Origin of the sequence: Micromonospora noduli (genome assembly GCF_003264475.1) — a bacterium.
GTDB classification, from domain to species: Bacteria; Actinomycetota; Actinomycetes; order Mycobacteriales; family Micromonosporaceae; genus Micromonospora; species Micromonospora noduli.
Window position 1 is genome coordinate 836,896 of record NZ_PYAC01000001.1, and the last position, 20,056, is coordinate 856,951.

Sequence of the window (20,056 nt, forward strand, 5' to 3'; positions counted from 1 at the left end):
GCCCACAGCGGCTGGCCACTTCGCAGCGGCAGTTCCGCCCGGCCGGCACCCCAAAAAGCGCAGGACTCGACGGGATTCCTGGTGCACGATCAGCGGCATGGAGCCCGCGTACCCCTGTGTGTGCTGCGGATATCGCACCCTCTCGGACCCACCGGGATCTCATGAGATCTGTCCCGTGTGCGGGTGGGAGGACGACGTCTACCAACTCCGCTGGCCGTATCAGGCGGGCGGCACGAACGAACGCTCACTGGTCGATGCCCAGCGGAGCGTCACGCCGTCCGTGTCCAGCCCCGATGCCGGTACGCAGACCCGCGCCGGCGTAGCCGATTTCGAGCAGGATCCCCTCTGGCGGCGCATCCATGATCGTCGCGACCGGTTCGAGCCACGCGGCGGAAGCCTCGCCCCCTGGCCCGACGATCGGACGATCCTGTACTGGTGGCGGCGCCGCACCTCGAGAGCCTGGTGGGAGGACGTCACACCCAGTGCCCTCACCTACGGCGACGACGCCGACAGTCGGGTCACCGAGTTCGTCGCTGCCGTGCTTGCTGTCGCCGACGCGACGCCGCCTGCCGATCCTGACAACCTCTCCGGCATGGAGGTCGACTTCGACCACTACCTCTGGCGCTGCCGATCGATCCGGCAGGTGACAGTGTCCAGCAGTGCGGACCCTGCCCGTCAACTGACCGCCCACTGCCTCGCCGAACAAGCCGCAACGCCACAGCAGGTCGCAGCGGAGCTTGAAGAAGTGTGGCTGCGGGACCTTCGCTACCAGGACTGGGACGCCCACCTGCTGCAGGTCACGCCGACCTCGGTGGATCTCCACGTGGCGACCAGGAACAGCCAAGGCGGCTACTACATCACCGCTTCGATCTTCACACGATGGTCCGACAACGTCGATGCGTCGACAGACGCAGCACCCGAGTTCAGAACGTGGCGATCGGGTTGACCGGGCTGCCGGACGTGCCGACGAAGCGGACGGGTGCGACTGCCAGGTGAAAGTCCCACTGGCCGAGCTCGGCGGCCGTCGTCGCGCAGGCTTCCAGGTCGCAGTTGTCGAGCATCCACAGACCCATCGCGACGAGGCTCACGGCGTGGACCGGCATCAACACGTCGTCGTACCCGGACGGCTGAACGTCCTGGGGGGTGTCAGCGCCGATCAGCGCCACCCCCCGTTCGTGCAGCCACGGCAGGCAGGACGCGTGCCAGCCGGCCTGCGTGAAACCGCTGGCCGCACCGTTCTCGTGCCGGAAGCGCCCGTAGCCGGTCCGCAGGAGTACCGCATCGCCGGGTCGCACCCGCACATCCTGGCGACGCTCGGCCTCCTCGAGATCGTGGGGAAAAACGCCCTGCCCCGGCTCCAGCCACGGCACACCCCGGGCCGTCGCGACGTCGAGCAGGACACCACGCGTGACGATCCCGTTCGCGGCCGCCGTGACGGCCGCCCACGCCGAGCCCGTCGCGGCGTCGACCAGCGAGTGCGACCGCCCGTTGTACATCGTGCCGTCCCAGAAGATGTGGCACGGCGAGTCGAGGTGGGTGAGGGTGTTGCCGTGGAACGAGATGCCGAGCCGCTCGGACGAGAAGCCCCAGCGCCGGTCGGCGTGGAAGGCGGGCGGCATGTTCTCCGCACCCGGCATGTCGGCGGTGCACGGGCACGTCGTCGTCGACCGCTCCATGTCTGCCGGTGCGGCGACCTCCCACGCGCAGGACACACTCCTGCCGTGCCGCACCGCCCGCGCTGCCGCCAACCGGACGTCGTCGGTGATGTGGTTCAGCGTTCCGCGCTCGTCGTCGTCGCCCCACCGCCCCCAGTTGGACAGCGTGTCGAAGTACCCGAGCACCTCGTCCTGGGTTGGCATCGGTCGCCCTGCCGTCATGTCAGCATCGACTCCTCGTGTCACGCGGTTTCGAGGCACCGCAGGTCAGAGTAGCCCGCCGCTTGATCGACGGAGGACCGCAGGCAGCGCAGCCGCGCTGGTGTTCTACTCACTGAACTCGGTCACGGAGAGCGCCTCGTCCAGTCGACCGGCGGCGAGGTCGTCGTGGCGGATGACGAAGCTGCCGTAGTAGAACTCGTCGGCGAGGGAAAAACGGGCGAGCGAGGTACGACGCGAGGACGCCGGGCGGCCGGATGGCTCGCCCTGTCGGCATCACCGCCGTTGCCCGCCGACGGTCAGAGGCCCTGACCCACCTCGACCAGGTAGCCGTCCGGGTCGCGCAGGTAGCAGCGGATCTCCGTTCCGTGGTCCTTCGGCTCGGTGAGGAAGTCCGCGCCCCGGGACTTCCACTCCTCGTAGAGTTTCCGAATGTCCCGGACCCGGACGTTCATCGCGCAGCTCAGCGTGTTGGAGTCGGCCGGCGCCTTGGCCTGCACCGTCGGCTTGTCGTCCGTCGGACCGCCCTCGACGTTGATGATGATGTAGCTGTTGAAGAACTTCATGATCAGCGGGCTGCTCTCGTGGACGCAGGTCGCCCCGAACACCCGCTCGTAGTACTCCCGGGACCGCGCCAGATCGCGAACGATCAGCAAGGTTGCGAGGAACATGCCGTCCTCGGGCTCGAAGTAGTCGGGTGCCGGGTTGGCCAACGCCATGACGTCCTCCTGTCGTCGCCCGTCCAGCGCGAGAAGTCGGGCGGCGTCGTATCCCCCACAGATGTTGGCGAAAACGCCACTGCGGCGGGCGATGCCCCGACTGACCCCTCGGGTGCCGACCCGGCAGGGGGATGGGATATCGCTCCGGCGAGGGAGGCCGTGCGCCGTTGGCGGTGCGATGGTCAGGCCATCACCGGTGGCCGTCAGCGGACAACGGCATCGCGGGCGTCGGTGGTGACGGCAGTGTCCGAGCGGGGCGGGTTGGGGTGACGATGACGATGCATGCTGTCCGGGTGGCCCGGATGTTCGACGGCGAACGGCTCGTGGACGGCGGGGTGCTGGTCCTGCTCGACGAGGGGCGCATCGCCGAGGTGCACCGGGGTAGCGCCGAGGCGCCGGAAGACTGGCCGGTGCGTGAGGAGCCGAACGGCACGCTGCTGCCCGGCCTGGTCGACGCGCACGTGCACCTGTGCGCCGACGCTGGGCCCGACGCGCTCGGCCGGCTCGCCGATCGTCCCGAGTCGGACCTTGACGGGGTCGTCGAGGCGTCGCTACGTACGCACCTGGCGGCCGGCGTCACGACGGTCCGGGACCTGGGCGACCGGCGCGACGCGGTGCTGCATTGGCGGGATCGGCGGGTGCGGAACGACCTTCCGACGGTGGTGGGGTCGGGCGCACCGCTCACCAGCGTCGGCGGGCACTGCTGGTCGTTGGGGGGTGAGGCGAGCGGTGTCGACGGGATCCGCGAGGCCGTACGTCTGCGGGTGGCGGCCGGTGCCGATCTGGTGAAGGTCATGGCCAGCGGCGGGGTGTTCACCCCGGGCACCGACACCACGAGGCCGCAGTTCACCGACGAGGAACTGACCGCCGCACTGACGCAGGCCCACGATCTGGGCCTGCCGGTGACCGCGCACGCGCACGCGCTCAGCGCGGTCGAGCAGGCGCTGCGCGTCGGTGTGGACGGCATCGAGCACTGCACCTGCGTCACCGCGGCCGGCGCCCGTGTTCCCGCTGAGCTCGCGGACCGACTGGCCGCGTCCGGGGTGGCGGTCTGTGCCACGCTCGGCACCGACCCGGCCGTGGTCACGCCACCCGAGGTGGTGGAGATGGCGGCGCGGGCCGGGCTCAGCGAGGCCGCGCTGCGCGACGGCGTTGCCACCCTGCAGCGGGCCGGGGTCCGCCTGGTGGCCGGTTCGGACGCGGGCCTCGGCCCCGCGAAGCCGCACGGGATCCTGCCCGAGACGCTCGTCGAGTACGTGGTCTGCGGCATATCCGCCACCGTCGCCCTCGCCGCGGCCACGTCGGTCGGCGCCGAGGTGTGTGGCCTGGGGCGGCGCAAGGGCCGGGTCCGCCCCGGGTTCGAGGCCGACCTGTTGATCGTGGACGGCGACCCGACGAGCGACATCACGGTGCTGCGCCGCCCGCTCGCGGTATACCTCGCCGGTGACCTCGTGAGATAAGGGTGTCGCCGGGTCAGGACGAGCGGAGCTGCTCACGGAACCAGGCCCGGTCGGGGTTCACGACAGCCTGATCGCCGAGCACGACGGTGGGCACTGTCTCGTTGCCGCCGGCCACCGCCCGGACGGCGGCGGCAGCGGCCGGGTCGCGCCAGATGTCCACCCAGTGCGCCCGCCGGGCGAGCCGGCCGAGGGAGAACCGGAGCCGCAGGCAGTAGTGACAGCCGGGACGCCAGTACACGATCGGCCGGCCGTCCAGCGCGCTGGCCCGCTGCGCCTCGGCGGCGCCCATCGAGCGGGGAAAGGCCCACGGCGACAGCAGCAGCGCCAAAGCCAGGAAGACCACCAATTCGACGCCGCCGACGACGGGCAGATCGTCGGCCAGTTGCGCCGCAGCCACCAGCACGCCGCACGTCGCCATCAGGATCGCCAGAACCCACCGTCGCAGCACGCCGAGGACCCTACCTCCCGGTACGCGACGGCCGCTGTTCCGGCCAGGCCGGCGGCCCTCACGCCTTGACATGTATCGATGTTAACGCCAACATGAACTCCGCCACCTGGTAGCAACGCCACCGTCACATTCCCAGCCCTTCGCGCCTCTTCCCCGGCCCTGCCCGACGTCGCCGCGTGGCGTCGACCGGACCGGCCACAAATCGCCGCGCGCTACAGGTGCTGGTCAATGACCGTCCCCAATCTCGCGGAGGACACATGCCGCTGCCATTCCCTCGAACCGACCCGAACACCCGTCGGGCCGTCCGCCGGGGGCCTGCCGGCCACGGTGTCCCTCGGCGTCTGCGGTCGACGCTGGCCGCGGTGCTGGTGGTGCTGGCCGTGTCGGCCGGCCTGCCCGTGGCCGCGCCGGCGCACGCCGCGCCGGCCGTCAACTACACCAACCCGTTGGTGAACCAGCGGGCCGACCCGCACATTTTCCGGCACACCGACGGCTACTACTACCTGACCGCGACCGTGCCGCAGTACGACCGGATCGTGCTGCGCCGGGCGACCACCCTGCAAGGGTTGGCAACGGCCGCGGAGACGACGATCTGGAGCCGCCACACCAGCGGAGAGATGGGCGCCCACATCTGGGCGCCGGAGATCCACTTCATAAACAACAGGTGGTACGTCTACTTCGCCGCGGGCCGCACCGACGACGTGTGGCGCATCCGGATGTACGTGTTGGAGAACGCCAACGCGAATCCGCTGACCGGTTCGTGGACGGAACGCGGCCGGATCACCACACCCTGGGACACCTTCAGCCTGGACGCCTCGACCTTCGTCGCCAACGGGGTGCGCTATCTGACCTGGGCACAGCAGGAGCCGTCGATCGGAAACAACTCCAACGTCTACCTCGCCCGGATGGGTGCCAACCCGTGGCAGATCACGGGGACCGTGACCCGGCTCGTCGTACCGACGTACGACTGGGAAACCCGCGGTTACCGGGTTGCCGAGGGACCGGCGGTGATCCAACGAAACGGCCGGATCTTCCTGACCTACTCGGCCAGCGCCACGGACGCCAACTACTGCCTCGGGATGCTGAGCGCCTCCGCCAGCGCGAACCTGCTCGACGCCGCCTCCTGGAGCAAGAGCGCCAGCCCGGTGTTCGCCAGCAACGCGGCCACCGGCCAGTACGGCCCCGGCCACAACTCGTTCACCGTCTCCGAGGACGGGCAGAGCGACATCCTCGTCTACCACGACCGGAACTACCGCGACATCACCGGCGATCCGCTCAACGACCCGAACCGACGCACCCGGCTACAGAAGGTGTACTGGAACGCCGACGGCACCCCGAACTTCGGCATCCCGGTGCCCGATGGGGCCACACCGGTGCGGCTGCGGTCCCATGACCAGGCCAGCAGCTTCATCCGGCACTACGACTACCGGGCACGGATCGAGCCGAACGTGACCAACCTGGCCGACTCCCAGTTCCGCATCGTCACCGGCCTCGCCGGCGGCGGATCGGTGTCGCTGGAGTCGACCAACTTCCCCGGTTACTACCTACGCCACCGGGGCTACGCCCTGTACGTGGAGAAGAACGACGGCTCGGCGCTGTTTGGCGGCGACGCGAGCTTCCGTCGTCAAGCCGGCCTCGCCGACAGCGCCGGGATCTCACTGGAGTCGCACAACTTCCCGGGCCGCCACGTGCGCCACCGCGACGGACTGCTCTACATCGAGGCGGTCAGTTCGAGCGCCGAGCGCGCTTCGGCCACCTTCCACCTCGAGTAGGTGCCCGCGGTCGTCGATACCCGTCCAGGTTCGTCCGGAGCCCATTCCAGCCAGGAGGAGCGATGCCCTTCAGCATCACCAGAAGACCGTCCGGCGGCGGGCCGATCCGTCGCGGCCGGCGTACGGGCCTGGTGTTCGCCATGATCACCACGCTGGTCGGCGCGGCCGGTGCCGCTCTGGTCGGCGCACCGCCGGCAGCGGCGGCGACCATCGACACCAACGCCTACTACGTCCTGGTCAACCGCAACAGCGGCAAGGTCCTCGACGTCCGGGACACCTCGACGGCAGACGGCGCGGTGATCCAGCAGTGGTCCCGTAACGACGGCGCGTGGCAACAGTTCCAGTTCGTCTCCTCCGGCAGCGGCTACTACCGCCTCAAGGCCCGGCACAGCGGCAAGGTCGTCGACCTCTGGGAGTGGAACACCGCCGACGGCGCCGAGTACCGCCAGTGGTCCGATGTCAACGGCACCAACCAGCAGTTCCAGGTTCTCGACTCCGACGGCGGCTACGTCCGGCTGATCAACCGCCACTCCGCGAAGGCACTTGAGGTCTGGGAGCGGTCCACGGCCGACGGCGGCCGGATCAGTCAGTACGCCGACCTCAACGGCCCGAACCAGCAGTGGCAGCTGGTCGCGGTCGGTAGCGGCAGCACGCCACCGACCACCGGCTGTGGCAGCGGGTCCACCAACGCCGAGGCCGTACTGAGCGGGAGCACCTGGACGGCCCGCAACGGCTCGTCGACTGTCTACACGGGTTCGGACATGCTGTCGGCGATGCAGGCGGCGGTCAACTCGCTCTCGGCGGGTCGTACGTCGAAGCAGCGGGTGGTGGTTCGCGGCTCCGGCTCGATGAGCGCGGGCTCGCGATTGTCGCTGCCGTCGTACACGACCCTGGCCGTGTGCGGCACGATCAACGTGACCGGGTCGGGTTCGGGTGACCAGGCGCCGGTGTACTCGCGGGGCACCACTGACGTCGAGGTGCAGAACCTCACGCTGACCGGCTCGCCGTTGTACGGGATCTTCATGCGCAACGTGAACAACCTGACTCTCGGGCAGATCGACATGCGGCTCTCCGCCGGTCTGGGCGTACGCATCGACAACCATGGTGGGGATCGAGCGGTGAAGGTGCGCAACGTCCGCATCGACACCGTGTACGTGTCGGGGACCGGCACCCACGGGGTGGAGACGTACGGCGTGGACGGTCTGACGATCGGCACGGTCACGGCCCGCAACACCCGGGACTCCGGCCTGCTGCTCAATGACACGATCAACGCCACGGTGGGCACCGTCGACGCGCAGGGCGCCGGGGCCGGCACCGGGTACGCCGCGTTCCGGATGGCCAACCGCAACGGCCGGGTGGGCAACTCGTACCCGACCAACATCCGGGTCGGAACCGTGCTCGCGTCCGGCGGTGGTCGGGGGATCTTCTGCGTGTCCGAGTCCGGTGGCGCGGTCATCGACCGGGTGACGATCTCTAACACGGGCAACAACGCGATCCTGGTGGAGAACTGCTACAACGTCACCATCGCCGGGGTGTCCGGGACGGTGACGGGCGGCGGCGAGGTGCGGATCGCGGCCCGGAGCGAGTTCCCGATCTCCTCCGGCATCCGATTCCAGAATCTGACCGTCAGCGGCACCAACATCACCCAGAGCCCCTGCGGTGGCGCGAACAACACGATCAGCAACGTCACCCGGGTCAACTCGACCCTGACGTGGTGCTGAGCCGGTGAAGAGCGGCCGCCCGGGTTGGGGCGGCCGCTCTGCACCGGATCGTGGTCGGTGCTTCCGCCCGGGCCGGTCGCGGGGTTTCGTCGGCTGGCGCTTGCGGGTAGCGATGGCCCATGAACCGCAATCTCGTCAAGGCTCTACAGGTCGCGTGGGAGCTGCCGGAGTTCCGTTCCGGGGTGCGACACGTCGTCGATCTTGATGAGGTCGCGGTGCTGCTGGCCACGCTGTCCGTTCCGGACCATGACCACGAGGTGGAGCGCAGCCTGCTGAGCCTGCTGCGGTCCGCCCTGGACACTGTCGAGATTCGGGAAGCGGTGCTGCTGCTGCTGGAGCGCGACGAGGTGCGCGGGCCGCTTGTCGCGGCGGCGGTGGAGCCGCTGGCGGACCGGCCGGGTCAGGCTGCCGCCATCGCGTCGGCGGCCGAGGATCCGGTGGTGCGGCGTGAGGTGCGGGCGGTGCTGGCCAGTGCCAAGGTGCGCGAGCTGATCTGGCAGGCGATCGAGAACCAGCTGAGTGACGACCGGTTCGGTCTGATCCGCCGGGCGGCGGTGCTGTTCGTGCGGCACCCGAGCGTCCGACGCCTCGCCTGGGCACTGCGCCGGCACGGGGTGTTGCGGGAACTACGCCGCAAGCAGTGATCCACGCCAGTCAACGGCTCCGGGCCGACCTCGCAGGGTCGACCCGGAGCCGAACCTCCGCCTCGCCGGCCGGCAGATCACCGACGGCGGCGGGCCATCCACTGCCAGATGTGGGTGCCGTTGAGGCTCGGGTCGTTGCGGGCCACGTAGATCCAGGACCAGTGACCGGGGAACTGATAGCCGTCCCAGACGACGTGGTCGTACAGGCTGATCAGTGATCCCGGGATGAGGTCGTGGGCGTGGATCGTGTTGGTCTCGGGTGGCACTGTGTCGTCGTCGCGCGAGGTGACCAGCCAGGTCGGGGTCCGAATGCTCGCCAACTCCGCGTCGGTGATCAGCGGCGGGCCCTCCCCGCTGAGCGGCTCGACGACACCGCAGATCGGCACCGAGGCGGCGAACAGGTCGGGGTAGGTCGAGGTCATCTCCAGGGACATGTAGCCGCCGTTGCTGCACCCGACCACGTAGATCCGGTCCGGGTCGACACGCTTGCGGCGTACGAGGTCCTGAACGATCTCGCGGATCAGCGGGGCGAACCGGGGGCCGTCCTCCATCCAGTAGGAGGTGCTCTGCGGAGCGACGACGTACGCGCCGGAGAAGATCCGCTGGGCCTGCGGGGTGGCGAAGCCGAGCGCTCCCCGGTTGGCGCGCAGCGTGGTCTCGTTGTCGTAGTAGCCGTCCGGCAGCGAGGCGCCCTCGCCGCCACCGTGCAGCCAGACGATCAGCGGCCGTCGGTCGTGCCGGGGCGAGTGGTCGGGCGAGTACAGCCGGTACTTCATACCCGAGCCCGAGACGTGGTAGCTGAAGGCGTCCACCTCGGGGTTCGACAGCCCTGCCTGCACGAAGCGACTGATGGTGACCGGTGAGCCGCGCCGCCGGACGATCGGGGTGTTCTGGGTGATGGTGTAGACGAGGTCCAGCCGGACGTTGCGGCCCCGGCTCAGGATGTAGCCGAGGGTGCCACCTCCGGGTTGACCCTCGGCGTGGCTCAGCTCCAGCACGATGTTCCCGTGCCGGTCGAGCCGGGCCGCGGTGACCGTACGGTCCAGGTCGTACTCGCTGAAGATCTGGTCCCCGGGAGCGATCGGGATCGGGCTGGTGGCCTTGGCGTGCACGCTGAACGTGCCGGGGGTCAGCCCGGCCGGGTCGATCGGCCCGAGCCGGCGGGTGTCGAGGGTGACCGAGGTGACCTGCTCGCCGCCGTCGAGCGTTGTCGCGTCGAGGGTGAAGCTCACGCTGGTGGGATGGCGGCCACTGGCGTGGGCGGCGGGGCCGGGCAGGACCAGGCCGATGGCGGCACCGGCCCCACCGGCCAGAACGGTGCGACGAGTGACAGACGTGGACATGCGGTCCCCCGTACCTTGCGATGTAGAAGGTCATCGATGGCATCTCAACGTAACGCCGCGGAGATCCGCTGGCAACCGGTGCGGGCACGAGTGATCAGGGCGCCCCACGTCATGGAGCTAGGCGGAAGACGCCCTGATCAGTCACGGCAGGAGGATCGCCCGCACGGTCAGCTCAGGCGCTCGAAGACAGAGAACGGGTAGACCCAGGCGGGGTTGAACATCAGGCCCAGCCGGTGCAGGTACCGCTGGCAGGCGCTCGGCTGCGCCGGGTCGGGGCAGAAGGTCACCCACAGTTCGGAGTACCCGTCCTTCTCGGTCGGGCTGTAGTTGACGATCTGGTCGCGCACGACGAACCGCATCGAGGTCAGTCGGGGGTCCTGCACGTCGTTGGGGAAGGAGAGGGACGTGTCCAGGCCGTACAGCACGATCTCGTTGGAGAACAGGCAGACGCTCGCCTGGAAGTACAACTCGTAGATGGTGGTGTAGGTGGCTGTCTCGTAGACCGCCTCGGAGACCTCCTCGCGGTAGCAGGGGGTGCCCGGCGGGAACGCGGGCGGCGTGGGCACCGGGATCGCGTTGGTCGTGATGTCGCCGGTGGTACGGGCCGAACTGCCCGACGGGGTAGCGCGCAGGCCACCGTCGGCGCAGGCGGCCTTCGTCCTGCAGATGGCCGCGTCGGGCGCCGCCGACGCGGCGGCCGCCGGGACGGTGAGCGTCGCCGCGAGCACGGTCAGGGCCAGGACCAGAGACTTGAGATGTACGGACACATGACCTCCAATGGTTCGATCAGTGCGCTCTGCACCCGAGCAGGATCGCCGAACGAGCCGAGCCTCTGGCCGGGATTCCGTACACCGCCGTACACTGACGAACGTCGATTGCCGACGGGGGGCGGGACACTGGACGCTGCGGGGGTGCGAACGTCCGATGACCTTGCCGGGTTGTTGCGGGCGTTGCGACGCAGGCACGCACGCCACCAGGGTGACGGCGAGCTGACCTATCGCGAGTTGGCCGCCCGCACCGGCTGGTCGCACACCGCGATCGCGGAATACCTCACCGGGAAGACGCTGCCGCCGACCGACCGGCTCGACGCTCTGGTCCGGCTCCTCGGTGCCACGCCGGCCGAGCAGGGTGCGCTGGCCACCGCCCGGGACCGGATCGAGGAGAGCCGCCGCCGCGCGCCGCGCACACCCGACCGGCTGGTGCCCCGGCAGTTGCCCGCCGACGTGGCCAGCCTCGCCGGCCGTGACGACGAGTTGGCCCTTCTCGACAAGCTCGTCGCCGCGCCCACCGCCGTCGTGGTCGCCGCCATCTCGGGCACCGCCGGGGTGGGCAAGACCGCCCTGGCCGTGCACTGGGCGCATCGCGTCGCGCACCAGTTCGACGACGGTCAGCTCTACGTGAACCTACGCGGCTTCGACCCGCGCGGGCAGGCGCTGAGCGCGGCGAAGGTGCTGCACGGCTTCCTGGACGCTCTCGGGGTGCCGGCCGCCCGGGTGCCCGCCGACCTCGACGCCCAGGCCGCGCTGTACCGCAGCGCGCTGGCCGGCAAACGGGTCCTCATCGTGCTGGACAACGCCCGCGACGCCGAACAGGTCCGTCCGCTGCTGCCCGGCACATCCACCACCGTGGTGCTGGTGACGAGCCGCAACCAGCTCACCTCGCTGGTCAGCCTCGACTGCGCGCACCCGATCCCGCTCGGCCTGCTCAGCCGCGACGCGGCCAGTCGTCTACTCACCAATCGGCTCGGCGCCGAACGGGTGGCCGCCGAGCCGGAGGCCGCCGAGGCGATCATCGCCGCCTGCGCACGGCTACCGCTGGCGTTGAGCATCGCCGCCGCGAGAGTCCAGCAGTCCGGCTTTCCGCTGGGCACCCTCGCGACCGAACTGGGGACGGCTGGTCGGCGGTTCGGCGTACTGGACGCGGGCGACGCCGTCGGGGAGGTACGGGCGGTGTTCTCCTGGTCGTACACCGCGCTCGCCCCGCCGGCGGCCGGGTTGTTCCGGCTGCTGGGCCTGCACCCCGGTCCGGACATCACGGTGGCCGCGGCGGCGAGCCTGGCCGGTCTTCCGGCGGAAGGAACCCACCGGCCGCTGACCGAGCTGACCCGCGCGAACCTGCTCGCCGAGTACCGGCCCGGCCGGTTCACGGCGCACGACCTGTTGCGGGCGTACGCCGCCGAACTCAGCGACGGCACCGACCCCGAGCCGGACCGCAGGGCCGCCACGACAAGGTTTCTCGACCACTACACCCACACCACCCACACCGCCGACGCCCTGCTGCGCCCGCACAGCGACCCGGTCGACCACCTCATGACCCCGCCCGCGGCCGGCGTGCATCCTGAGCGACCCACCACCCACGCGGAGGCGATGGCCTGGTTGACCGCCGAGCACCCGGTCCTGCTCGCCGCGCTCCGCCAGGCCGCCGGTGCGGGGTTCGACGCGCACACCTGGCGGCTGGGACGGGCCCTCGACACGTTCCTGGACCGGCAGGGGCACTGGCACGACCGCGTCGAGACCTGCAAGGCGGCCCTGCTCGCCGCCGAGCGTCTCGGCGACCCGGTCGCGCAGGCGGTCGCGCACCGTTTCCTCGCCGGCGCCCACACCGCGGTCAACCGGTACGCCGACGCGCTGGGCCACCTCGAACGGGCCCTCGACCTGTACCTCCGCGCTGACGACGCCGAGGGCGAGGCGCGTACGCACCAGAACCTCGCCTCGTTGTGGGACCGGCAGGGCGAGCCACGGAAGGCCCTTGAGCACTCGAAGCGGACCCTCGTGCTGGCCGAGGCCGCCGGCCATCGCCGAGCCCAGGCCGACGCGCTCAACGCGGTGGGCTGGTGCCATGCCCAACTCGGCGAGCACCCCGCCGCGTTGGCGTACTGCGAGCAGGCCCTCGCGCTCCTCCAACAGCTCGACGACCGCGCCGGCGAGGCCGCGACCTGGGACAGCCTCGGCTTCGCACACCACCACCTCGGCCAGTACGGCCGGGCCGTGGAGTGCTACGAGCGCACGCTTGAGCTGACCCGTGACCTCGGCGACCTCTGGGGTGAGGCGGACACCCTCAGCCGGCTCGGTGACACCCGCCACGCCCTTGGCGACCCCACCTCCGGTCGGGCCGACTGGCAGCGGGCACTGGACATCTTCACGGCCCTCAACCACCCGGACGCCGCCGCCGTCCGCGCCAAACTCCAGCTGCTGTAATCGAGATCATCGCCCAGCGACCGGCCACCCGGGTCGTACTTTGGGACGATCTGAAGTCGCACCACCGTTCGTACGATGGGTCCATGCACCCTCGCCTGCACGCGGTGTTGGCCGAGCCGCGTGTCTCCCCCGCCCTGTCGAGGGTGTGGCGTGACTGGGCGCTGATCGCAGTCCTCGCGCCGGCGATCCTGGTGGAAGGGGTCTTACGACCCGATCTGCCCTGGCGGGTGGGCTGCGTCGTCGTCGTGCTCGCGCTGCTGCCCACGCTCCTGTGGCGGCGTACGGCGCCGCTGGCGATGGTGGTGATCGCGTTCGGCTGCACGACGGTCGCCCCGTTCGTGCTGCCCGGCGATCCCTGCCAGCTGTTCACGGCCAGCTTCCTGGTCCTCCTGGTGTACGCGCTGTTCCGTTGGGGCTCCGGCCGGGATGCGGTGCTCGGTTCATTCTTCGTGGTGGCCAAAGTGACCGCCGCCGGCCTGGTCGACTCGGTCGACGGCGGTGAGCTGGTCGCCGGTTTCGCGGTGATGTTCGCCGCCGCCACGCTGGGTGTCGCGATCCGTTTCCGCGCTGCCGCCCGGCAGCGCGAGCTCGATCAGGTGAAGCTGTTGGAGCGTGAGCGGCTCGCCCGCGACCTGCACGACACGGTGGCCCACCACGTGTCGGCGATGGCGATCCGCGCCCAGGCCGGCATCGCGGCGTCGGCGAGTCAGCCGGATGCCGCCGTCGAGGCGCTGCACACCATCGAGGCCGAGGCGTCCCGTGCGCTGGCCGAGATGCGCGCGATGGTCCGCGTCCTGCGCCGCAACGAGCCTGCCGACCTGGGGCCCAACCCGCAGGTCGCCGACATCGGACGGCTCGCCGGCCAGTTCCGCACCGGGCCGACCGTCGACGTGGATCTGCGAGGCGACCTCGGCGGCCTTCCGCCCACTGTCGGCTCCGCGCTCTACCGCCTGGCTCAGGAGTCGGTCACCAATGCCCGTCGGCACGCGCGCCACGCCACCCGCATCGAGGTCAGCGTGGCGGCCGACGACACGTCGGTGTGCCTGCGGGTCAGCGACGACGGCGAGGCCGGCGGCGCCCGCCCGACAGGTTCGCCCGGTTTCGGGCTGGTCGGAATGAAGGAGCGCGCCGACCTGCTCGGCGGCACCTGCGAGGCCGGCCCCGATCCCGACCGCGGATGGACCGTCACGGCCGTGCTTCCGCGCGAGGGGGTCGGCGCGTGACGGTTCGCGTGCTCGTGGCGGACGACCAGGAGATCGTCCGTACCGGCCTCACCATCATCCTGAACACTCAACCTGGCATCGAGGTCGTCGGTGGGGCTGGCGACGGCCGCCAGGCCGTCGAGCTCGCCCGGCGGCTCCGCCCCGACGTGTGTCTGTTCGACATTCGGATGCCGGGCATGGACGGCATCGAGGCCACCCGGGCGCTCGCCGGGCCAACGGTCCCGGAGCCGCTCGCGGTGGTCGTCATCACGACCTTCGACCTCGACGAGTACGTGTACGCGGCGCTGCGGGCCGGCGCCCGCGGTTTCCTGCTCAAGGAGGCCGGTCCTGACCTGCTCAGCCAGGCGGTGCACGCGGCCGCCAACGGGGACGCGCTGATAGCTCCGAGTGTCACCACGCGGCTGCTGAAGGCGTTCGCCGACGCGGACCCGGCCGCGCCGCGCGCGCAGCCCATCGAGGCGCTCACCGACCGGGAGGAGCAGGTCCTGGTCGCCGTCGCGCGGGGACGCACCAACCAGGAGATCGCCGACGAGCTCTACATCACGTTGAGCACTGTCAAGTCGCACGTCACCAGCCTGATGATGAAGCTGGGGGTGCGTAACCGGGTCGAGGTGGCGATGTGGGCGTACGAGACCAACCGCCGCCGACGGCACTGGTGAGCGCCGGAAGTACGACGACGGGGTGCGACCATGGGCCGACCCGATCGCGGCCCATGTGCCGATGAGCGGGGGCGGGTGCGGCGTCCACCATCGGTGTTATGACGATGCGCGAGTGGCGGCTACCGGCCGCGTTGATCCTGCTGGGGCTGATACCGATGCTCGCCGGCGCGGGACGCCTCACCGAGTTGGGCGCCGGACCGGAGGTCACCCCGGCGAACGCGCGCTTCGTCGCCGATCCGCTGCCTGTGGTGTTGCACATCGTCGGCGCGGTGGTTTACACGATCCTCGGCGCGTTCCAGTTCGTACCCCGTCTGCGCCGGCACTCGTGGCACCGCAGGGCCGGCCGGCTGCTCGTCCCCTGTGGGCTGACGGTCGCGATCACCGGCCTGTGGATGGCCGTCGCGTACGACCTGCCCGCCCATGACAACGACGTGCTCGCCGGCATGCGACTCGTCTTCGGTTCGGCCATGGCCGGCTCGATCCTGCTCGGCCTCGCCGCCGTGCTCCGCCGGGACATCGCCCAGCACCGCAGGTGGATGGTGCGCGGCTACGCGATCGGCCTCGGTGCCGGCACCCAGGCGTTCACCCACGCGCCGTACCTCATTGCGACCGGCGACCAGCCCGACGGGAACCTCCGGGCCGGCCTGGTGGTCGCCGGATGGTTGATCAACCTTGCCGTGGCCGAGTGGTACCTGCGGCGTCCAGCTCCGGCCGTCGCCGCGGCGGCAGTGCGCCGAGCGGAGCCCGAGCGGCAGAAGGGCTGAGGGTCGTCACCCCTCTAGCACCTGACGGTGTGGCTGCCGTGCCGGCGGTACGGCAGCCACACCGGGGCGTCACCTGTTCTGCTTCTCCTGGCACGGCACGCAGAAGCGAGCGTGCGGGAGAATTTCGAGCCGCTCGGCCGGGATGCTCCGGCCGCACCTCTGGCAGGCACCGTAGGTGCCGTCGCTGATCCGGTTCAGCGCACCGGTGATCTGCTCGATGTTCTGGCGGGTGGCCAGCAGCAGCGCGGCCTGGTTGTGGGCCTCGCCGGGGTCGCCGGTGTCCGCGTTGAGCTCGGTCAGTTCCCGCAGCCGAGCCGTCTGGGTGGCGAAGTCGTCCGCCAGGGACGCTCGTAGGTCAGCCAGCCAACTCTGGTCGGGAGTAGGACGATGATCGACGCTCATGATCTGCCTTTCAAGGGGAATGGGCGGGAAAAACAAAAAGGGCCGAAGCTTGATAGCTTCGCCCTGGCGGTCGTTCTGGGTATGCAACGACTCCGCGGGTGGGCCTCGGCCGGTTCGCATCGGGCTCGACACTGTGTGCGTGGGCACGGTGTGCGGCGCGCGGACAACCGGCACCCGCATGTCGGCCTTGGGGCGGGTCGCCGTCGGCACGCGGACAGCACCGCACACCGCCACCTCGGTGGCGGCGGGCGAGCGGAAGGTCACCGGCGGCATGCCCCCACCATAGAGCGACGTTGCCCTAATGCCAACGTCCGCGGTGGGGCCTCATTCCGGCCACGAACTGCCGCTTTTCGCCGCAATAGGGCCGTTGCCCGAACCCGGTGGGCGCCCTTCGATATCGCAGCGAGGTCATCTTTTCGAGTCCTAGACTGCGGTGCGTGGCGGGGTTTTTACCCTGCCTACCGGGGGGAGAGAATGCCATGCAATCTCAGTCGACACCGTCCGGGTCCCCGTCGACGACGCAACAACCCGACAAGGCTCACGGTGGCGCCAACCGCGACATGCCGCCGGAGTTGGGTTCGGACGCTGTCGGCATATTCGAAGGCCGGACCTTCATGTTGTCCAACCCGGCCGGGGACGTGCCGGCCGACTCCATCGCTGGTCTGGTGCACGACGACACCCGCTACCTCAGCCGTTGGGAGTTGACAGTCGACGGGAAGGCTCCGCTCGTCCTCAGCGCGAACCCCGTCGATCCGTACTCGGCGGCCTTCTTTCTCGCGAATCCAGAGGTCGAGGGCCTGGCGGCGAACCGGGTCGGCGTGCGACGGGAACGATTCGTCGGCGACGGCATGTGCGAGCGGATCACTGTGCAATATTTTGGTGCCGAGCCGATCTCCGTGCGTCTGCGGTTGGATGTCGGCGCGGACTTCGCTGATCTGTTCGAGATCAAGGGAACGGGACGGAGCAGGCTGGCCGACATCCGGCGGACCCACCGGTCGGACGGCTCGGCGCTGCGTTTCTCCTACCAGAATTCGCACTGGTCGGCCGTCACCACAGTGGAGGCCGAGCCGCGTGCCGATCGGGTCGAGGGCGACGCACTGGTCTGGGACGTGCACCTGGGGCGAGGTCAGACCTGGGGTTGTGAGCTGCGGGTGCTGCTGAACTGTCGGGGCACTGACTACCAGCCGGCCAGCCGCACCTTCGGCGAAGAGCAGGACCCGGGCGCCGACGACGCAGCCTGGCGGTGGAGGGCCAACAAGCCACACCTGAGCGCTGAATCAGACCTGTTGCGCGACGTGTACCACAAGTCGGCCAGCGATCTGGTGTCGATGCGGATCGCCAAGGAGATTCGGGGTGAGCAGGTCGTTCTGCTGGCGGCCGGCATGCCCTGGTTCCTGGCGGTCTTCGGGCGGGACACTCTGATCACCGCCTACCAGAGCGTCAGCTGCGGACCCGACGTCGCCCGGGGCGCGCTGGTCACTCTCGCCGCGCACCAGGGCAGCGCCGTCGACGACTTCAGCGACGAGGAACCGGGAAAGATACTCCACGAGTTCCGTTCCGGTGAGCTGACGCAGCTCGGCATCATGCCGTACGGCCCGTGCTTCGGCGCGGCCGACACCACCCAGCTGTGGCTCATCCTGCTCTCCGAGTACTGGCGGTGGACGGGCGACGACGCGCTGGTCCAGCGGTTGCGGCCGAACGCCGACGCCGCTCTGCGGTGGATCGACAACTTCGGAGACCGCGACGGCGACGGCTACGTCGAGTACGCCACCCGCTCCCCCGAAGGTATGCGCAACCACTGCTGGCGCGACTCACCGGACGGGGTCCAGTTCGCCGACAGCAGCCTTCCCACCCTGCCGGTCGCGACCTGTGAGATCCAGGGCTACACCTATGACGCGAAGCTGCGCGCCGCACAACTCGCCGACGGCCCGTGGGCCGACCGCGCATTGGCGCGACGGCTGCGTACCGAGGCCACCGAGCTGCGCGAACGCTTCAACCGCGACTACTGGCTGCCTGCCCGCGGCGGCTACTACGCGATCGGCCTCGACGCCGACAAGCGCCCCATCGACTCGATGACCTCGAACATGGGCCACCTGCTGTGGAGTGGCATCGTCCCGCCGGACCGTGCCGCCGCGGTGGCCCGGCAGTTGATGTCCGACCAGATGTTCTCCGGCTGGGGTGTCCGGACCCTCTCCACCGAGGACGTGGGTTACAACCCCATCGGCTACCACCTCGGGACCGTTTGGCCACACGACAACTCGATCATCGCCGCCGGGCTCGCCCGGTACGGTCACCGCGACGCCGCGAACCGCATCGCGATGGCGATGCTGGAGGCCGCCGCCCACTTCGGGCACCGCCTGCCCGAGGCCATCTCCGGGTACGACCGTTCGCTCGGCCGACGACCCGTGCCGTACCCCACCGCCTGCAATCCCCAGGCCTGGGCCAGCGGCGCTCCCCTGCTGTTCCTGCGGACCATGCTCGGGCTCGATGCGAACGACGGGATCCTCGCCACCGATCCCCACGTTCCCGAGGCGCTGGGGACCATCCGGCTGACCGGGGTCACCGTCCACGGCGCCCGACAGACGGTCAGCTCGGGGTGAGGAGGCAGAACTCGTTGCCCTCCGGGTCGGCGAGCACCCTCCACGGGACGTCCTGGCCCAGGTCGATGGGGGTCGCGCCGAGACTCCGCAGCCGGGCCGCCTCGGCCTCCGGGTCGTCACCGGGGTACGGGCGGACGTCGAGGTGGACGCGGTTCCATCCGCTCTTCACGTCAGGTGTACGGACGAACTCCAGATAGGGACCGACGCCCTTCGCGGAGCGCAGTCGCGCAATCTGGTCGGTCACCTCGTGCACTGTCCAGTCCGTGGCCTCGCTCCAGAACCGGGCCATCGCGCGCGGGTCCGCGCAGTCGACCACCACGGCGGCGATCGGTCCGGTGTCCCGGTAGAGCGGTCGGGGGTCCAGCACACAGAACTCGTTGCCCTCCGGGTCGGCCATGACCGTCCACGGCACGTCGCCCTGGCCCACGTCGGCAGGTGTTGCGCCGAGATCCTTCAGGCGCGCGACCACCTGCGCCTGGTGGGCCGCCGAGGTGGTGGCGAGGTCCACGTGCACCCGGTTCTTCACCGTCCTGGGCTCCTGGGAGACGACGAGGTCGATGCAGACAGCGACGGGGTCGGGGTAGACGAAGCCCTCGGGTTCGAGGTTGGTCACGCCGGGTCCCTCGCTGGAGACCTCCCAACCGAGCGCCTGCGCCCAGAACCCGCCCAACGGGGAGTCGTCCCGAGCCTTCATGTTGATCTGCACAAGCCGTGTCGCCATGCCGGCGATGCTAGGGCTTGTGCCCGCGTCTCGCTGACCGTCATCGCCGTCCACCCGCGCTACCGCCGGGTGTCGTCCGGAGGCTGCTCTTTTGTCAGGTGCAGCAGCCAACCCTCGCCGGTGCGGATGAGCGCGTATCGCCGGCGGCCGGCGCGGCCGTGCAGTGTGAACAGCATCCGCCGGTCGGTGCGATCGTGCTCCTCCCAGGTGCCGATGTCGGCGATCGACTTGTCGACGTCCTCGTAGGTGAGGTGATCGAGGTCGTGGTCGGGCACGGCGATCGCGAGCCGGTTGTCGCTGGGACTGTCCGGCAGACCGCGGGGCACCGCCCACGAGCGCAGCACGCCGTCCTCCTCAAGCCGCAGGTCGAAGTGCGGTCGCGGTTTACGGTGGTGGTGCAGGACGAAGGCGGGTGCCACCTTCCTATTCTCGGTGCCGGCCGGCCCTTCCGCCTGTCAACCCGACCACCTCACGGAAGCCTGGCACGCCTGCCAGTGCTGAGCAGATGG

Annotated in this window: 18 protein-coding genes; 10 read left to right on the forward strand and 8 right to left on the reverse strand. The window is 70.1% G+C overall.

The genetic code is table 11. The features are described from left to right. Window positions 1-97: 97 nt before the first annotated feature. The gene (locus MED15_RS03545; protein WP_112734778.1) at window positions 98-946 is read left to right on the forward strand and encodes a CPCC family cysteine-rich protein; all 849 of its coding nucleotides are present in this window, start codon (window positions 98-100) and stop codon (window positions 944-946) included. Here MED15_RS03545 and MED15_RS03550 read toward each other — a convergent pair. After that, window positions 924-1,877, reverse strand: coding sequence for a cyclase family protein (locus tag MED15_RS03550; protein WP_225855185.1), 954 nt, complete (start codon window positions 1,875-1,877; stop codon window positions 924-926). The genes MED15_RS03545 and MED15_RS03550 overlap by 23 nt on opposite strands. Window positions 1,878-2,173: 296 nt before the next feature. After that, window positions 2,174-2,593, reverse strand: a complete 420-nt coding sequence (locus tag MED15_RS03555) for a VOC family protein (protein WP_112583511.1) — start codon at window positions 2,591-2,593, stop codon at window positions 2,174-2,176. A 272-nt stretch (window positions 2,594-2,865) separates the two neighbouring features. On the opposite strand from MED15_RS03555, the gene MED15_RS03560 reads away from it, so the two are divergent. Next, window positions 2,866-4,053: a metal-dependent hydrolase family protein gene (locus MED15_RS03560; protein WP_208646475.1), complete on the forward strand. Its 1,188-nt coding sequence runs from the start codon at window positions 2,866-2,868 to the stop codon at window positions 4,051-4,053. Window positions 4,054-4,066: 13 nt separating this feature from the next. Here the strand turns inward: MED15_RS03560 and MED15_RS03565 are convergent, their stop codons facing one another. Further along, a complete protein-coding gene (locus MED15_RS03565; RefSeq protein ID WP_112583509.1) occupies window positions 4,067-4,501 on the reverse strand; it encodes a glutaredoxin domain-containing protein in 435 nt (144 codons plus the stop codon). Window positions 4,502-4,758: 257 nt separating this feature from the next. Here MED15_RS03565 and MED15_RS03570 point away from each other — a divergent pair, with 257 nt between their 5' ends. The 3 genes from MED15_RS03570 (at window position 4,759) to MED15_RS03580 (ending at window position 8,638) form a co-directional block, all read left to right on the forward strand. After that, a complete protein-coding gene (locus tag MED15_RS03570) occupies window positions 4,759-6,273 on the forward strand; it encodes a family 43 glycosylhydrolase (RefSeq protein WP_112727076.1) in 1,515 nt (504 codons plus the stop codon). Between the two features lie 62 nt (window positions 6,274-6,335). Beyond that, window positions 6,336-7,994, forward strand: a complete 1,659-nt coding sequence (locus MED15_RS03575; RefSeq protein WP_112734779.1) for an RICIN domain-containing protein — start codon at window positions 6,336-6,338, stop codon at window positions 7,992-7,994. A 119-nt stretch (window positions 7,995-8,113) separates the two neighbouring features. Beyond that, window positions 8,114-8,638, forward strand: coding sequence for a hypothetical protein (locus MED15_RS03580; RefSeq protein ID WP_112583506.1), 525 nt, complete (start codon window positions 8,114-8,116; stop codon window positions 8,636-8,638). A gap of 77 nt (window positions 8,639-8,715) precedes the next feature. Here the strand turns inward: MED15_RS03580 and MED15_RS03585 are convergent, their stop codons facing one another. After that, window positions 8,716-9,981: a prolyl oligopeptidase family serine peptidase gene (locus MED15_RS03585; RefSeq protein WP_112734780.1), complete on the reverse strand. Its 1,266-nt coding sequence runs from the start codon at window positions 9,979-9,981 to the stop codon at window positions 8,716-8,718. A 167-nt stretch (window positions 9,982-10,148) separates the two neighbouring features. After that, window positions 10,149-10,748 (reverse strand): hypothetical protein, encoded by a 600-nt coding sequence (locus MED15_RS03590; RefSeq protein WP_146754708.1) that lies wholly within the window; start codon window positions 10,746-10,748, stop codon window positions 10,149-10,151. Window positions 10,749-10,892: 144 nt separating this feature from the next. On the opposite strand from MED15_RS03590, the gene MED15_RS03595 reads away from it, so the two are divergent. The 4 genes from MED15_RS03595 (at window position 10,893) to MED15_RS03610 (ending at window position 15,824) form a co-directional block, all read left to right on the forward strand. Then, the gene (locus MED15_RS03595) at window positions 10,893-13,178 is read left to right on the forward strand and encodes an ATP-binding protein (RefSeq protein ID WP_167457562.1); all 2,286 of its coding nucleotides are present in this window, start codon (window positions 10,893-10,895) and stop codon (window positions 13,176-13,178) included. An 83-nt stretch (window positions 13,179-13,261) separates the two neighbouring features. Then, complete coding sequence (locus MED15_RS03600; RefSeq protein WP_112734782.1) at window positions 13,262-14,401, forward strand: sensor histidine kinase; 1,140 nt, start codon at window positions 13,262-13,264, stop codon at window positions 14,399-14,401. Further along, entirely contained in the window at window positions 14,398-15,060 is a 663-nt protein-coding gene (locus MED15_RS03605; RefSeq protein ID WP_112583502.1) for a response regulator, read from the forward strand. The genes MED15_RS03600 and MED15_RS03605 overlap by 4 nt, the downstream gene beginning before the upstream one ends. 98 nt (window positions 15,061-15,158) lie before the next feature. Next, a complete protein-coding gene (locus MED15_RS03610) occupies window positions 15,159-15,824 on the forward strand; it encodes a DUF2306 domain-containing protein (protein WP_112734783.1) in 666 nt (221 codons plus the stop codon). 69 nt (window positions 15,825-15,893) lie between these two features. On the opposite strand, the gene MED15_RS34755 is transcribed toward MED15_RS03610, so the two are convergent. Then, on the reverse strand, window positions 15,894-16,499 hold the full coding sequence (locus tag MED15_RS34755) for a TraR/DksA family transcriptional regulator (RefSeq protein WP_373861048.1): 606 nt from the start codon (window positions 16,497-16,499) through the stop codon (window positions 15,894-15,896). A gap of 206 nt (window positions 16,500-16,705) precedes the next feature. Between MED15_RS34755 and MED15_RS03620 the strand changes: the two genes are divergently transcribed. After that, a complete protein-coding gene (locus MED15_RS03620) occupies window positions 16,706-18,826 on the forward strand; it encodes an amylo-alpha-1,6-glucosidase (protein ID WP_112727072.1) in 2,121 nt (706 codons plus the stop codon). On the opposite strand, the gene MED15_RS03625 is transcribed toward MED15_RS03620, so the two are convergent. Together MED15_RS03625 and MED15_RS03630 are read right to left on the reverse strand one after the other, a co-directional pair. Beyond that, a complete protein-coding gene (locus tag MED15_RS03625; RefSeq protein WP_112734784.1) occupies window positions 18,813-19,547 on the reverse strand; it encodes a VOC family protein in 735 nt (244 codons plus the stop codon). The two genes, MED15_RS03620 and MED15_RS03625, sit on opposite strands and share 14 nt — an antisense overlap. 59 nt (window positions 19,548-19,606) lie before the next feature. Then, window positions 19,607-19,966 (reverse strand): DNA polymerase ligase N-terminal domain-containing protein, encoded by a 360-nt coding sequence (locus tag MED15_RS03630; protein ID WP_091399917.1) that lies wholly within the window; start codon window positions 19,964-19,966, stop codon window positions 19,607-19,609. Window positions 19,967-20,056: the final 90 nt, after the last annotated feature.

Coding starts and splice junctions, on each gene's coding strand:
- MED15_RS03625 (WP_112734784.1), bottom strand. CDS start 19,547: ATGGCGACACGGCTTGTGCAGATCAACATGAAGGCTCGGGACGACTCC.
- MED15_RS03620 (WP_112727072.1), top strand. CDS start 16,706: ATGCAATCTCAGTCGACACCGTCCGGGTCCCCGTCGACGACGCAACAA.
- MED15_RS03580 (WP_112583506.1), top strand. CDS start 8,114: ATGAACCGCAATCTCGTCAAGGCTCTACAGGTCGCGTGGGAGCTGCCG.
- MED15_RS03575 (WP_112734779.1), top strand. CDS start 6,336: ATGCCCTTCAGCATCACCAGAAGACCGTCCGGCGGCGGGCCGATCCGT.
- MED15_RS03550 (WP_225855185.1), bottom strand. CDS start 1,877: ATGACGGCAGGGCGACCGATGCCAACCCAGGACGAGGTGCTCGGGTAC.
- MED15_RS34755 (WP_373861048.1), bottom strand. CDS start 16,499: ATGCCGCCGGTGACCTTCCGCTCGCCCGCCGCCACCGAGGTGGCGGTG.
- MED15_RS03545 (WP_112734778.1), top strand. CDS start 98: ATGGAGCCCGCGTACCCCTGTGTGTGCTGCGGATATCGCACCCTCTCG.
- MED15_RS03585 (WP_112734780.1), bottom strand. CDS start 9,981: ATGTCCACGTCTGTCACTCGTCGCACCGTTCTGGCCGGTGGGGCCGGT.
- MED15_RS03560 (WP_208646475.1), top strand. CDS start 2,866: ATGACGATGCATGCTGTCCGGGTGGCCCGGATGTTCGACGGCGAACGG.
- MED15_RS03555 (WP_112583511.1), bottom strand. CDS start 2,593: ATGGCGTTGGCCAACCCGGCACCCGACTACTTCGAGCCCGAGGACGGC.
- MED15_RS03600 (WP_112734782.1), top strand. CDS start 13,262: ATGCACCCTCGCCTGCACGCGGTGTTGGCCGAGCCGCGTGTCTCCCCC.
- MED15_RS03570 (WP_112727076.1), top strand. CDS start 4,759: ATGCCGCTGCCATTCCCTCGAACCGACCCGAACACCCGTCGGGCCGTC.
- MED15_RS03610 (WP_112734783.1), top strand. CDS start 15,159: ATGACGATGCGCGAGTGGCGGCTACCGGCCGCGTTGATCCTGCTGGGG.